At 60.8% G+C, this 13,598-nt stretch carries 9 protein-coding genes and 2 tRNA genes; 10 read left to right on the top strand and 1 reads right to left on the bottom strand.

Annotation, left to right across the window (positions count from 1 at the left end; translation table 11 throughout):
• Positions 1-3 precede the first annotated feature (3 nt).
• The 6 genes from purL to PHV01_RS09450 all read left to right on the top strand — a co-directional run bounded on the left by purL (position 4) and on the right by PHV01_RS09450 (position 8,109).
• Complete coding sequence (gene purL / locus PHV01_RS09475; RefSeq protein WP_337290913.1) at positions 4-2,226, top strand: phosphoribosylformylglycinamidine synthase subunit PurL; 2,223 nt, start codon at positions 4-6, stop codon at positions 2,224-2,226.
• Positions 2,227-2,241: 15 nt separating this feature from the next.
• On the top strand, positions 2,242-3,546 hold the full coding sequence (locus PHV01_RS09470) for a homoserine dehydrogenase (protein WP_337290912.1): 1,305 nt from the start codon (positions 2,242-2,244) through the stop codon (positions 3,544-3,546).
• Positions 3,547-3,553: 7 nt separating this feature from the next.
• Positions 3,554-4,618 (top strand): threonine synthase, encoded by a 1,065-nt coding sequence (thrC, locus tag PHV01_RS09465; protein ID WP_337290911.1) that lies wholly within the window; start codon positions 3,554-3,556, stop codon positions 4,616-4,618.
• Between the two features lie 60 nt (positions 4,619-4,678).
• Positions 4,679-4,753, top strand: a tRNA-Gly gene (locus tag PHV01_RS09460).
• A 127-nt stretch (positions 4,754-4,880) separates the two neighbouring features.
• Positions 4,881-4,956, top strand: a tRNA-Cys gene (locus PHV01_RS09455).
• A gap of 81 nt (positions 4,957-5,037) precedes the next feature.
• A complete protein-coding gene (locus PHV01_RS09450) occupies positions 5,038-8,109 on the top strand; it encodes an ATP-binding protein (RefSeq protein ID WP_337290910.1) in 3,072 nt (1,023 codons plus the stop codon).
• A gap of 4 nt (positions 8,110-8,113) precedes the next feature.
• Here PHV01_RS09450 and PHV01_RS09445 read toward each other — a convergent pair whose 3' ends face one another.
• Entirely contained in the window at positions 8,114-8,914 is an 801-nt protein-coding gene (locus PHV01_RS09445; RefSeq protein WP_337290909.1) for a hypothetical protein, read from the bottom strand.
• 373 nt (positions 8,915-9,287) lie between these two features.
• Here PHV01_RS09445 and PHV01_RS09440 point away from each other — a divergent pair, with 373 nt between their 5' ends.
• The 4 genes from PHV01_RS09440 to PHV01_RS09425 form a co-directional block, all read left to right on the top strand.
• Entirely contained in the window at positions 9,288-9,665 is a 378-nt protein-coding gene (locus PHV01_RS09440; RefSeq protein ID WP_337290908.1) for a response regulator, read from the top strand.
• A gap of 23 nt (positions 9,666-9,688) precedes the next feature.
• Positions 9,689-11,557 carry a chemotaxis protein CheA gene (locus tag PHV01_RS09435; RefSeq protein WP_337290907.1) on the top strand — a complete coding sequence of 623 codons (1,869 nt, stop codon included), beginning with the start codon at positions 9,689-9,691 and terminating at the stop codon, positions 11,555-11,557.
• Positions 11,558-11,785: 228 nt separating this feature from the next.
• Complete coding sequence (locus tag PHV01_RS09430; protein WP_337290906.1) at positions 11,786-12,574, top strand: DUF3365 domain-containing protein; 789 nt, start codon at positions 11,786-11,788, stop codon at positions 12,572-12,574.
• Between the two features lie 88 nt (positions 12,575-12,662).
• Positions 12,663-13,598 (top strand): HAMP domain-containing protein (locus PHV01_RS09425; protein ID WP_337290905.1); only part of this gene is annotated, 936 nt, incomplete at its 3' end.

Genomic DNA, 13,598 nt, shown 5'->3' with positions numbered 1-13,598 from the left:
GCCATGACCGTATCTGTCGTGTCCCCAGATCTTGTCGAGTCCCACGGCCTGACGGCCGAGGAGTATGACAGGATTCTGGCGATCCTCGGTCGTGAACCGAACCTGGTCGAGCTGGGGATGTTCGGCGCGATGTGGTCGGAACACTGCAGCTACAAAAGCTCGCGAGTCCATCTGGCCACGCTTCCAACGGAGGGTCCGCGCGTCCTCCAGGGGCCAGGGGAGAACGCGGGTGCCCTCGATATTGGAGATGGTCTTGCGCTTGTCTTCAAGATGGAAAGTCATAACCATCCCTCTTTCATCGAGCCGTATCAGGGGGCTGCCACAGGTGTGGGAGGGATCATCCGAGATATTTTCACCATGGGCGCAAGACCGATCGCGCTATGTGATGCGCTGCGTTTTGGTCCGCTGACCGACCCGAAGAACCGCCATCTGTTGGGCGGCGTGGTGGCCGGAATCGCAGGGTATGGAAACGCTGTGGGCGTACCGACAGTAGGCGGAGAGACCTGCTTTGCGGAAGCCTACAGCAGCAACCCGCTGGTGAATGTGATGTGCGTCGGGATTGCCAGGAAGGATCGGCTCTTCTTTTCCGGGGCCGGTGGGATCGGCAATCCGGTGATCTATGTCGGAGCCAGGACCGGACGCGACGGCATCCATGGCGCCACGATGGCCTCTGATGTCTTCGACGAGGGGGCGGAGCAAAGGCGACCGACCGTCCAGGTTGGCGATCCGTTTCGTGAAAAGCTGCTGATCGAGGCCTGCCTTGAGCTAATGGAAGGGGACGATCTGGTAGCGGTCCAGGATATGGGGGCTGCGGGATTGACCTGTTCAACGGCCGAAATGGCGAGCCGCGGCGGCACCGGGATCGAGATCGACCTTGCCCATGTTCCCCGGCGAGAGCCGGAGATGACCTCGTATGAGCTGATGTTGTCGGAGTCGCAGGAACGGATGCTCGTAGTGGCGCGGCAAGGCAGCGAGGAGCGGGTCAGAAGGGTATTCGAAAAGTGGGATCTCGACGCAGCGGTGATCGGGCGTGTCACTGATGGGGACTTGCTGCGAGTTCTGGATCATGGAAGACCGGTTGCAGAGATCCCGGCTAATGCCTTGGCGTCAGAGGCGCCCGTCTATCACCGGCCGAGCAGCCGCCCTGCCGAGGCCGATGCGCGGCAACGGCTCGACCTGGATCGCATTCCGCTGCCTGACGACTATGCGGCCGTCTTGTTAGAATTGCTGCGATCACCCAACCTCTGCTGCAAGGAACGGATCTGGGAGCGATATGACCACATGCTGTTCCTGGGCACCATTGTCGGGCCCGGATCGGACGCCGTAGTTCTGCGACTACACGGAAGCAGACGCGCCATCGCGCTATCCGTCGACGGCAATGGCCGCTATTGCGCCGTGAATCCGTATCGGGGAGCCATGATTGCCGTAGCCGAGGCGGCCAGGAACGTCGTCTGCGCAGGCGGTGAGCCGCTCGCCATCACCAACTGCCTGAACTTCGGCAGTCCGGAGCGTATGGAGATCATGTGGCAGTTTGTCGAGGCGGTCAAGGGGATCGGCGAGGCCTGTCGAGCCTTGCAGACTCCCGTCACCGGCGGCAATGTGAGCCTGTACAACGAGACATCGGGACACGCGATATTCCCCACGCCCATGATCGGGATGGTCGGTCTCCTGGATGATGTCGCTTACGCCACAACTCAGCAGTTCAAGACTGAAGGGGATCTGGTAGCGCTCCTGGGAGAAACGCGTGAAGAGCTGGGGGCAAGTGAGTATCTTTCGGTCCGGTTCGGCCTGGTGCAGGGTGAGCCGCCGGTGTTGGACTTGGTCAGGGAGCGGAACGTTCAACGCGCCTGCCTCGAAGCGATTCGGCAGGGGATGATTCGTTCAGCCCACGACTGTTCGGATGGGGGGCTGGCCGTCGCGCTGGCGGAGTCGTGCCTGGGTGGGGCGGGGGCGCCGATCGGCGTCGATGTGAGGCTCAGCGACGCAATTCGCCCCGATGCCTTGCTCTTCGGAGAATCGCAATCCAGGATCGTTGTTTCCCTCAAAAAGGCTGACTGGCCGAGGCTGGAAAAGATTGCCGAGGCACACCAGGTTCCCGTACGGCTTCTTGGAGTCGTCGGGGGGACGAGGTTGAGACTTCATGGTCCAACGTGTGGGCTTGATCTTTCCATTGAAGAGGTCGAGAAGGCCTGGCGAAGCGGATTAGCGTCATCCATGGGCGCGTGAGGCGGGAGGCGCGCGATGAAATCGATACAGATCGGCATCTTGGGGTTCGGGACAGTGGGATCCGGGGTTGTGAAGCTGATTCAGGAGAACAGCGCCCTCTTGCAGCAACGGCTTGGAGGGAAGATTGTGATCCGCCGGATCGCCGATAGCGATGTCCATCGTAGGCGAAACGTAGAGGTAGACCCGACGCTGCTGACCACCGATGCGACGGCCGTGTTGGAGGATCCCGCGATCGACATCATCGTCGAGCTGATCGGGGGCTGTGATGTTGCGCTCAGGTTTTGCCGGGATGCACTCAACCGGAACAAGCATCTGGTCACAGCCAATAAGGCGCTCCTGGCTACTCACGGGCTCGAACTGTATCGGACCGCTGCGACGCATCGCGTATCGATCGGGTTTGAGGCCAGCGTCTGTGGCGGCATTCCGCTGATCCGGGCGATGAAAGAGGGGCTGGTGGCCGATCGGGTCCGCTCAATCATCGGAATTGTGAACGGGACCTGTAATTATATCCTCACGACAATGACGGACAGCAAGCGGCCCTTCGCCGAGGTGCTGGCCGAGGCGCAAGCCCATGGCTATGCTGAGGCCAATCCATCGTTCGACGTGGATGGGATCGATTCCGCCCACAAGCTCCAGATCCTGGCGACGCTGGCATTCGGGGCCTATGTCCCCTTCGACCGAATCCACGTCGAGGGGATCAGACAGATCGATGCCTCCGACATCGAATACGCCCGCGAGCTGGGATATCGGATTAAGCTGCTGGCGATTGCCAAGCAGCTGAATGGCGAGCTGGAGGCCAGAGTGCATCCGGCGCTCATTCCGGAAGATGACCTGCTGGCCTCGGTCGGCGGGGTCCACAATGCTGTCTACGTTGTCGGCGACGCGGTGGGCTCCCTGATGTTCTATGGGCGAGGGGCGGGCCAGATGCCGACCGCCTCGGCGGTCGTCAGCGACATCGCGGAAATCGCCAGAGGTCTGCTGCACGACCCAACCGCAAGGGGCGTTCCGCCTCCGCCGATCTCCGATGCGGAGGCTGCGGTTAAGGAGATGGCGGCTGTCCGCTCCTGCTATTACCTCAGGATCATGGCGGTCGACAAACCAGGGGTCCTCTCGAGGGTCACCGGGATTCTGGGCAGCAACAACATCAGTATCGTATCCGTCATCCAAAAAGGACGCCAGGAGCAGAGCGCTGTGCCGATCGTCATGATGACGCATGAGGCGGTGGAGGGCGATATGCAACGGTCGCTGCTGGCCATCGACCAACTCGATGTGGTGAGCGGGCAGACCGTGTGCCTGAGGGTCGAGGGGGCCACCGATTGAGCCTGTGATGAAGACGACGAACTGGAACGGAATCATCGACCGATATAGAGCGTTTCTCCCCGTGACCGATCGGACGCCGATCGTCACCCTGAATGAGGGGAATACACCGCTCATTCGCGCCGAACGGCTCCGAGCGATGCTTGGGATCGAGGCGGAGGTGTATTTGAAGTACGAGGGGCTTAACCCAACCGGCTCCTTCAAGGACAGGGGGATGACCCTCGCCATCAGCAAGGCGGTGGAGGAAGGCGCGAGGGCCGTGATCTGCGCCTCGACCGGGAACACCTCGGCCTCCGCCTCGGCATACGCGGCTCTGGCAGGACTGCGCGCCTTTGTGCTGATCCCGGAGGGGAAGATCGCGCTGGGCAAGCTTGCGCAGGCGATGATCCATGGCGCGCAGGTGCTGCAGATCGAGGGCAACTTCGATGAAGCCCTGCAGATCGTGAGGCAGATCGCTGCAGATCAGCCCATCGTGCTGGTCAACTCGGTCAACCCATACAGGATCGAAGGCCAGAAGAGCGGCGCCTTCGAGGTTTGCGAACGGCTGGGCCGGAGCCCCGACTATCACTTTATTCCGGTCGGCAACGCGGGCAATATTACCGCGTACTGGAAGGGGTACCAGGAATATTTTAAGGCCGGACAGATCACCTCGTTGCCGAAGATGATGGGGTGGCAGGCGGAAGGCGCGGCGCCGATCGTCTTGGGGACGGTGGTCGAGCGGCCCGAGACCGTCGCTACAGCCATTCGGATCGGTAACCCCGCAAGCCGGCATGGGGCGGTGGCTGCTGCGGCCGAGTCCGGCGGGCGGATTGATATGGTCTCTGACAGCGAGATTATCGACGCCTACCGTCTCCTAGCCCACACGGAAGGGGTCTTCTGCGAGTTGGCCTCGGCAGCCTCGGTGGCCGGGCTCATCAAGTTTTGCCGATCGAACCGCTTCCCAAAGGATGCGGTCATCGTGTGCGTGCTCACCGGGCACGGTCTGAAAGAACCCGATGCCGCCATCCGTCTGTCGCAGCAGCCTGTGACGGTGAAGGCCGATCCCGAGGCTGTCCTGAAGCTCCTGTCGGTCTAGCCGGTTTGGTGATTTTCGTTTGACAGTCAGGGCCGCCGACGCTATAGTCTTTTTTCGGGCGCGGGAATAGCTCAGTGGTAGAGCATCGCCTTGCCAAGGCGAGGGTCGCGGGTTCGAATCCCGTTTCCCGCTCCAACCTTGAAATCCACGAAATCGTTATCGAGCAGTTGCATGATATAATCGGCATGTCGCTCAAGGCCGTGCCCACCCATTGTTTCCTGCCGACTCAGTTACTGGATCACGTCATCACTGCCTCTTTCATGGCGGCGTAGCCAAGTGGCTAAGGCAGAGGTCTGCAAAACCTTTATTCGGCGGTTCGAGTCCGCCCGCCGCCTCCATGCTTCCCCTCCTATATATCCTTTATATCCTTCTACACGCGTTTATCGAGACGACCTTTGTGGGCTGTTGAGAGAGGGACGATGAGAGGCTCCATATTCGAGCGGTTCACGCTCTTAAGCGTTTTGATTGCTTTCGCCGCTCTGATCCCTCTGGCAGTCTTTGGTCTCTACGCCATTCAGGTAGTATCGAACCACCTCGTGCGAGAATCCGTAGAGAAGCTTCAGCGGAGTGTTGTGGACGATGCTGACAAGATCAAGCGCGTCTTCGACATGGCCCAAGACGACCTCCCCATTCTGAGCCAACTTCCCGCGGTGCGGGAGTTGGTACGGGCCAAAGCCGGCACAAACCTGAGAGAGATTGAACTCGCGAGGACGGTGGTAGAGCAAGTCTTTCTGACCTTCTCGAGTAACCGGAAGGTGTACGACCAGATTCGCTATCTCGATGAGAATGGCCGGGAGGTGGTCCGGGTGGACTACGACGGAATCCATCCACCCCGGCTTATCCCGTGGAAAAGCTTGCAGGAGACGCGGCAGCGCGACTACTTTTCCGAGGCGATGACGCTCGGGCCAGGTCAAGTCTACATCTCCCCGCTAGGCTTAAACCGAGAGGATGGTCAGATCGAAGTCCCGTACCATCCCGTTATCCGTTACGCCACGCCCCTCTTCGATGACGCGGGCCATCGGCGCGGGATCGTAATCATCAATCTGATGGCAGGCCCTCTCCTCGAGGCATTGTACCAGGAAGCGAAAGCCGCCAGGAAGGAGGTGTATGTTGTCGATCAGGAGGGATTCTACCTCCTGCACCCCGATCCGGCGAAGCAGTGGGGTAGTCCCCGCGACCTGAACACGGGAGAACGGATCCAACGGGACTTCCCTACCCTCGCCACACAGATCCTCTCTCGACACGCTGTCGCGACGGTCATGGGAGAGCAGGCCATCACTGCTCAGCCGGTACCGGGACGCGGACAGAGAACAGCAGCTGGTTCAATCATACAGGAACACGTCGTTACCTCTCAGTCCCTCACCCTCAGTTCGAGCCGCTCAGGTCCCTCTCTGGTTATTGTCGAGAAGGTGCCGACAAGCGTCGTCTTGGCGGCTATCACGGACCTTCGCTTGTATCTGCTGATCCTGCTCGTGGGAATGGGCGCCGTGGCTCTGATGGGCGCCGTCTTGATAGGGGAAAAACTCGCTCGTCCCATCGTGGCCTTGGAAAAGGCCGCTACTCAGATCCGACAAGGTGATCTGGGCGCCAGGGTGAAAGCCGGTGGGTCCCACGAGATCGCGGCGCTGGGTGAAGCGTTTAATGCCATGGCGGAAGGTTTGACTCAGGCCAGCAGCCAGATCGAGAGGCAACTGAGAGAGCTTACGGCCATGAATCAGATCGGGACGGCCGTCAGCGGTACCCTTTCACTCAATGAGATCCTGGACCAGGCCCTGGATGCGACGCTGCTCGGTCTGGGCGTCGAAGCAGGCGAGATCTTTCTGCTGGATGAAGAGCAGGGCGAGGTCGTCCTGGTCCGACATCGGGGGCTGGCTCCGGAGACATTCCAGCAGATATCCCGCTTCAAGCTCGGGGAGGGGTTCCCGGGACGGGTGGCCCTCTCTGGCGAGGTCTTAACCACCGCCGACCTATCCAAGGACCCCCGTTTTCTCCGGAAGCAGGTGATCGAGGCGGGCTTCAACACCCTCGCTGCGATCCCCCTGAAGGCTGCAGGCAAGGTGGTCGGCACCCTGGATGTGGCCACCCGTGCTCCCCACTCCTTTCCCAATGGGGACTTTCCGTTCTTGACCACCATCGGGGCCACGATCGGGATGGCCGTGGCTAATGCCCGCCTCTTCGAGGACCAGCGCGTGGCCGCGACTCAGCTTGGCGCGAAGGTCGAGGAACTGGAGCGGATGCAGGCCCGTCTCCTTGAGGCCGAGCGGCTCCGGGCGATGGGCCAGATGGCGGCTGGGGTCGCCCACGACTTCAATAATGCGTTGATGGGGATCCTTGGACAGGCCCAGCTCATGCGGCTCGTCCTCGACCGGGGGCCGGTCGCGGCCGCCCTACAGGGCGTGGAGGGGGGCGCTCGCCTCCTGGAGTGCCTCGAACGGCAGCACCAGGCAGCGCAGGATGCGGCCGAGACGATCCGCAAGATCCGCGAGGCGACCCGCCCGAGGAACACGGAGGCATTCGGGCCGGTATCGCTCGGCAGGATCGTCGAGCAGGTCCTCGCAGTCAGCCGACCCCGCTGGAAGGATCAGGCCGAAGCAGCGGGGTCGCGGATCACGGTCCGGACGGCGCTTGCTGAGACGCCGCCGATCCTGGGCCACGCTGCCGAGTTGCGCGAGGCACTCACCAACCTCTTTTTCAACGCGCTCGACGCCATGCCGCAGGGTGGGACGATTACGATCACGACGAGGCAGGTGTCCGGTTCCGTGATCGGAGAGGTGCGGACCTCAGATCCGGGCACCCGGATCCCGGTACCTGTAACCGGGAGTGTACGCGAATGGGTTGAACTCAGCGTGACCGATACCGGGGTCGGGATGTCGCCGGCCGTGCAGGCCCGCCTCTTTGAGCCGTTTTTTACCACGAAGGGGGTGCGCGGGACCGGGCTCGGTCTCAGCATGGTCTATGGCATCGTTAGCCGCCACGAGGGCGAGATCACCGTCCAGAGCGCAGAAGGACAGGGGACAACGATCACCATGCGCCTGCCGGTAGCCGAGGTGGCGGCCGCCGATGTGGTCCAGCCGTCCACCGCCCCACCCCCCATCACCCGCCCGCTCACACTCCTCGTCATCGACGACGAGCCTCTCCTTGCCGAGACCCTCTCCGATCTCCTGCACATCCTGGGCCACGAGGCAGCCATCGCAACCAGCGGCGAAGAGGGCCTCACGCACCTCGCGACGGAGCGCTTCGATCTGGTGCTCACCGATCTTGGAATGCCGGAGATGTCGGGGTGGGAGGTTGCTCAGGCGGTCAAAGCCCGGTGGCCACAGCTTCCCGTAATCCTGGTCACCGGCTGGGGTGATGCAGTAGAGCGTGACCGGCTCGAGGGGACGGGAGTGGACTTGATTCTGGCTAAGCCATACACGGTAGCACAGCTTCAGGACGCCCTCGTCCAGGCTGTCGCACTCACCTCGCGAGGCGGGGACGAACCGATCGGGTGAATCGCTACGCCCCTCTCTCGCCCAATCCTTCCTGCCTCCCTGCCCTGAGCCAGACCGAGAGTTGCCCTTCGGTCGATCCCGGTTGCGCTTCACGAACTACTTGGCCCCCCTGGTGCTCGATAATCTGGCGGGCAAGGGTCAGGCTCTCGTCCGAGCATTGCGGCCACTGGCCGGCCCCGCTAAAACTTACTCCAACCCAGCCTGCGGTCGATGCGGTTGAGATGGCGAGTGTGCCCCCTCGCCCTACGACCGACGCGGCACATGCCAGCAGATCGAGGAAGGCATCCATCAGCGACCTGGGATCGCCTTCGATCTCAGGTAGGTTATCGGCGAACGCTTGGCGGAGGTGGATCTCTCGAAATGCTCGATGCAAGTGCGCGAGCACAATCGCCTCCTTCAGCAGATCGTGCATCTGGAGGCGAGACTGGGGACGCGCCGGCTCTCTGGCGTACACCGCAACCCGCTGGGTGAGGATCTGAGTACGCTCGAGCGAGTTGCTCATCGCCTGAAGCGGCTTTAAGATGTCCCAGCCCCGACGCTCCCGTTCGAGCATGAGGAGCTGGAGATAGTTGCCGATCGCGCAGAGGGTGTTGTTGATCTCGTGGATGAGTCCGGGGGTAAGTTTCCCCACGCCGATCCAGTGCCTGTCCTGAGCCGCGTCGAAGGAGGCCTGTCCATGGTTATTGTTTTGAAAGCCCCCCCCACCCATCCCATCGTTATAGGCTAGGCCCTGTCCGAGGATCGGTTGTCTCTCCCGTATTCCCTGAATCTCGCCTGTCCCGAGTTCTATCGAAGGATCTGCCATTTGTCCCCCCCCTGTTGATCTTTGTTATCGGCAGGCTCACTCGATCGCGTGACCGATTTTCCTAAAGGCTTAGGAGGTTAGACTCAAGACGAAAAACTATATATTATCGCCAGGCACGAATCAAGTTATTCGCGATCTTCTCGGCTCCTACCCCTAAAAGCCTTCAGCCTATCTACCTGTCTGAGCAGTTGCGATTGTTCGCATGGCATAAAGCTTGCTTCCTATTGCAGTGAATAACCCTTCAGTGCGGGACCAAAGCTGCCGATACCTATGATCGAGAAGGGGCGTTCATAACCTGACGGTAGTCGATGGGCGGAAATACTTGCCTATCCTACGGTCGTCCTTTCCTGGTGGATAGCGGTAGGAGGTGGGGATGGCGAAGCGGATCTTGATTGTTGATGATTCGGTGTCGATGCGGGGGATGATCCGGTCCGCCCTGACCGCAGGGAGCTTTGATGTGGTCGAGGCGACGAATGGGCCGGATGCGCTCATCATGCTTGATCGGCAAGAGGTAGATCTTATCATCACCGACGTGAACATGCCAGTCATGGACGGCATCAGTCTGGTGAAGGCGATCCGGCATCGCCCTGCCACAAGGTCTACCCCTGTGCTGATCTTGACGACCGAGTGCGGTGCCGAGATAAAACAGGCTGGGAGGGCGGCGGGGGCAACCGGCTGGATCGTCAAACCGTTCAGTCCGCAGCAACTCGTCCAGGTGGTTGCCAAAGTGCTGCCGCCGCCGGCGGGCTAGGGCGAGGAGACTAGAGGCGACAGATGATGATGGATGACGACGGGCTATTGCAGGGCTTCTTCGATGAGTCGGCCGATCTGCTGGCCGACTTTGAGGGCTGTCTCCTTGGGCTCGAGACGACGCCCGGCGATCAGGAACTCCTGAATAGGAGCTTCCGCGCGATGCACACCATCAAGGGTAACAGCGGGATGCTGGGGTTCGATCGGATCGCCAAGGCCGCCCACGTCCTGGAGGATCTCCTTGATCGCCTCCGCAAGAATGAGTTCCCCCTTACACGCCCTTGCGCCGATCTGCTGTTGCGCTCCGCCGATGTGATCAAGGGTCTGCTCGCCCAAGCGAAAGGCGAGCAGGGGGAGGAGGTGTGGGACGAGGAGATAATCAAGGCGCTCCAGACGTTCCTGGGACAAGAACGCGACGCTGTTCGGCTGGATTCACCGCCGCCGGAACGTGCCGCCGCCGGCGACGTCGTCGAGATCTCTTCGGCAGCCGAGGCGACTGCCGCCATGCCGAACGTCAAAGAGATGGAGGTCCCTCTGATCGGCGAACTGCTGCTCGAAGAGCGGGTGATCACCCCGGCGCAACTTGAGGAGGCCCTGGGGAAGCAGAAGAAGGTCGGGGAGATCCTGGTCCAAGAGCAGTCAGTGACCCAGGACCGACTCACAGGAGTCCTTGAAAAGCAAAAGCTCATTAAGCAGAAGCAGGAATCCTCGACGATCCGGGTCAACACGGACAAGGTGGACAGGTTGATCAATCTGGTAGGAGAGTTGGTTATTACTCAATCCATGATCAGCCAGCTTGTAGCCAACTACAAGACAGAGGCGCTTCCCATCCTGGAGGGGGCGGTGGCTCAGATGGAGCGGAATACGCGAGAGTTGCAAGAACGGGTGATGGCGATCCGGATGCTGCCGATCCGCACCGTCTTTAGCCGTCTGCCTCGGCTCGTTCGCGACCTGGCGGCGCAATGCGGGAAAAAGGTCGCGATTCAGATTAAGGGCGAAGAGACCGAGCTGGACAAGACCGTCATTGAGCGGATCAGCGACCCACTGACCCACCTGATCCGCAACGCTGTTGATCACGGGATCGAGCCGCCGCAAAAGCGATTGGCTCAGGGAAAGTCCGATGAGGGGCTGATCATGCTCAACGCCTTCCACCAGGGCGGCAGCATCTTCATTGAGATTGCCGATGACGGGCGCGGCCTGGACAAGGAGAAGATTATACACAAGGCCGTGGAGCAAGGACTGGTGAGTAGATCCGAGACCCTCACTGACGAGCAGGTCCACCGGCTCATCCTCAGACCTGGTTTCTCGACCGCTGAGCAGGTGACCGATGTCTCTGGCCGGGGGGTTGGGATGGACGTCGTATCGCGGAACATCGAGGAACTCGGGGGGACGGTCACGATTTCGACCGAAGTGGGTCGTGGGACCCGATTTACCATCAACCTGCCGCTCACTCTGGCGATCCTGGATGGCCTCTCTGTCCAAGTCGGCGACGAGATCTATATTATCCCGCTTGTGTCGATCACCGAATCGATCCGCCCGAAGCAGACGGATCTTGGCAGCGTGGTCGGCCGCGGCGAGGTTGTCAGCGTACGGGGACAGCTTTTGCCGATCGTCCGTTTGTACGAACAGTTTGGGGTGACCCCGAAGGTGACCGATCCGACCAGAAGCCTGCTCGTCATTGTCGAACAGGAGGGCCGGAGGGTTGCCATTCTGGTGGACGAATTGCTGGGGCAACACCAGGCCGTGATCAAGAGCTTAGAGGCTAACTACCAACGGATGGAGGGTGTCACGGGCGCGACCATCATGGGTGACGGCCGGGTGGCCCTGATCCTGGATGTTCCGGGGTTGATCCGGTTGGCCTCCGAACCACAGCTCCTGCGCCATGCAGCCTGAGAGGACAGAGATCCCTCCGCGCTTGGGAGAGGAAGAGGATGACGGGCGATTGGAGAAAACCACGTAGAGGCGCCGGTGGAGCGCGTGTGCGGTCGATCACAAAAACAGGAGCTTAGCCATGCCAGTGGGCGCAGGCTCTTAGGGTCCGTTCTTCTTGATGCCGCCGGAGGCTGGAGAGTTGCCGGCGGATCAACGAGGAGGAGCGGGACAGGAGAGGAGGAAGTGAACATGCAGTGTTTCAAGAACCTCAAGACGGTGATCAAACTGATGCTCGGGTTCGCTCTCGTGAGTTGGGCGTTTGCGCTTAGCCTTGGGCAGTTTGAGGCGACGGACGCCCTTGCGCAAACCCCAGAACAGGAACGGCTGGCAGTGCATTTGGCCACGCTGTTCCGAGCCGGCCGAGCGGTTATCTCGGACAACCAGAAGCTCATCAACGACGAGACAAAGGGCGACAAGGGGCTGACCGCGGAAAAGGTGGTAGGCCTCGCCAAGGAGAACTACAAGAAGGCCGCCAACAAGGAACTGGGGACTGATCGTGGCACGCCAGAGGGTAAGCTGACGCAGGCCATGCTGGAGTCCATGAAGGAAGTGATGGACAAAGCCCAGCCCCTCATCAATAAGCAGGGCGTAGGGTTCAAGGGATTCCTGCCCGCGACATTTGCCCACCGGGTCGCAGACACCTTCAAGAAGAAGGTCGAGGAGACCGCGAGCCTCAAGCTGACCGCGCCCAAGAGCTATGTGCGCAATCGGGCCAATGCTCCCGACGCCTGGGAGGATCAGATCATCGAGAGTAAGCTTAAGGCCAACGACTGGACCAAGAGCAAGGCGTACGCTGAAATGAGCGAGTACAAGGGGAAGCCCGCGTACCGGCTGTTGATCCCGGAGTACTACGGCGCATCCTGTCTGGACTGTCATGGCGAGCCCAAAGGAGAGAAGGACATCACCGGGGGCAAGAAAGAGGGCGGCAAGCTGGATGAAGTAGGCGGGGCGATCAGCGTGGTGATCTATACCAAGTAATCTCGCGACCGGCATAGGCGCCCAGTTGCCCTGCCAACAGAGCGCTGGGGCTTGCGTCGGTCCGAGTTGAAGTCAAAGGAGACATGCCATGGTGGCGAGTTTATGGCGACGTTCCCAGACGATTCGAGCCAAGTTGATTTTCACGAACGTGTTGCTGCTGGTGCTCCTTGGTGGCTCGCTCTGGTATCTGCGGGTGAGCCTCGTGCGTGGCGGTGAGGCTGTGCGCTTCCAGGGGACCGTCTTGGATCGGCTGGAGACCGGGAATGCCGTGGCCAAGACCTTTAGCGAGTTCCGATATTGGCTCACAGATTTGGCCGTCAGTCAGCTCAATGACTCTGAGGACAAGGCCAAACAGGCTCGCCAGGCGTTGGATCAGCACCTGAAGACTCTCCAGACGATCGACCCTAAGCGGGCCGCGGAGATCCAGAAGCATTCAGACGACATTTGGACGGCGATGCAAGAGGCCGTAAAGGCCTATCTTGATGACAATCGGGTGCTGGGAAACGCAATGGTGGCGAAGAGCCGACAGAGCGCGGATGAAGCCTCCAGTTCAATTCAGGCGATCATCTCTGAGCAGCAGGTCCAAGCGAAGCAGGCCGGGGAAGTGGTGCTTGCCGGTGTAGCGAGATCCGCGAGGCTCTCCCTGATCTTGCTGACGATCTCGATTGTGGTAGGCCTTGGTCTGACGTGGCTAACGATCAGTTCGATTACCAGACCGTTGAGCCAAACGGTTGCGGTCCTCGAGGACATCGCCGAGGGCGACGGGGATCTGACCAAGCGGTTGGTGGTCACGAGTCACGACGAGATCGGTGAGATGGCCCGGTGGTTCAACACCTTCATGGACAAGCTCCACGATATCATCGCACAGGTCGGCAGTGTGGCGAGCAGCGTTACCACCGCCTCCCAGCAACTCGCCGAGGGGTCGCAACAGCTCAGTAGTGGCGCCCAGGAGCAGGCCTCCTCCCTGGAGGAGACGGCGGCCTCCCTGGAGCAGATCACCTCGACCGTGAAGCAGAACGCGGAT

Source organism: Candidatus Methylomirabilis sp., assembly GCF_028716865.1.
Classification (GTDB): domain Bacteria; phylum Methylomirabilota; class Methylomirabilia; order Methylomirabilales; family Methylomirabilaceae; genus Methylomirabilis.
This window is presented reverse-complemented; position numbering and strand designations above follow the sequence as displayed.

What these genes read in the sequence shown, in the direction of transcription:
- purL (WP_337290913.1), top strand. Translation starts at nt 4, where the DNA reads ATGACCGTATCTGTCGTGTCCCCAGATCTTGTCGAGTCCCACGGCCTG.
- PHV01_RS09470 (WP_337290912.1), top strand. Translation starts at nt 2,242, where the DNA reads ATGAAATCGATACAGATCGGCATCTTGGGGTTCGGGACAGTGGGATCC.
- thrC (WP_337290911.1), top strand. Translation starts at nt 3,554, where the DNA reads ATGAAGACGACGAACTGGAACGGAATCATCGACCGATATAGAGCGTTT.
- PHV01_RS09450 (WP_337290910.1), top strand. Translation starts at nt 5,038, where the DNA reads ATGAGAGGCTCCATATTCGAGCGGTTCACGCTCTTAAGCGTTTTGATT.
- PHV01_RS09445 (WP_337290909.1), bottom strand. Translation starts at nt 8,914, where the DNA reads ATGGCAGATCCTTCGATAGAACTCGGGACAGGCGAGATTCAGGGAATA.
- PHV01_RS09440 (WP_337290908.1), top strand. Translation starts at nt 9,288, where the DNA reads ATGGCGAAGCGGATCTTGATTGTTGATGATTCGGTGTCGATGCGGGGG.
- PHV01_RS09435 (WP_337290907.1), top strand. Translation starts at nt 9,689, where the DNA reads ATGATGATGGATGACGACGGGCTATTGCAGGGCTTCTTCGATGAGTCG.
- PHV01_RS09430 (WP_337290906.1), top strand. Translation starts at nt 11,786, where the DNA reads ATGCAGTGTTTCAAGAACCTCAAGACGGTGATCAAACTGATGCTCGGG.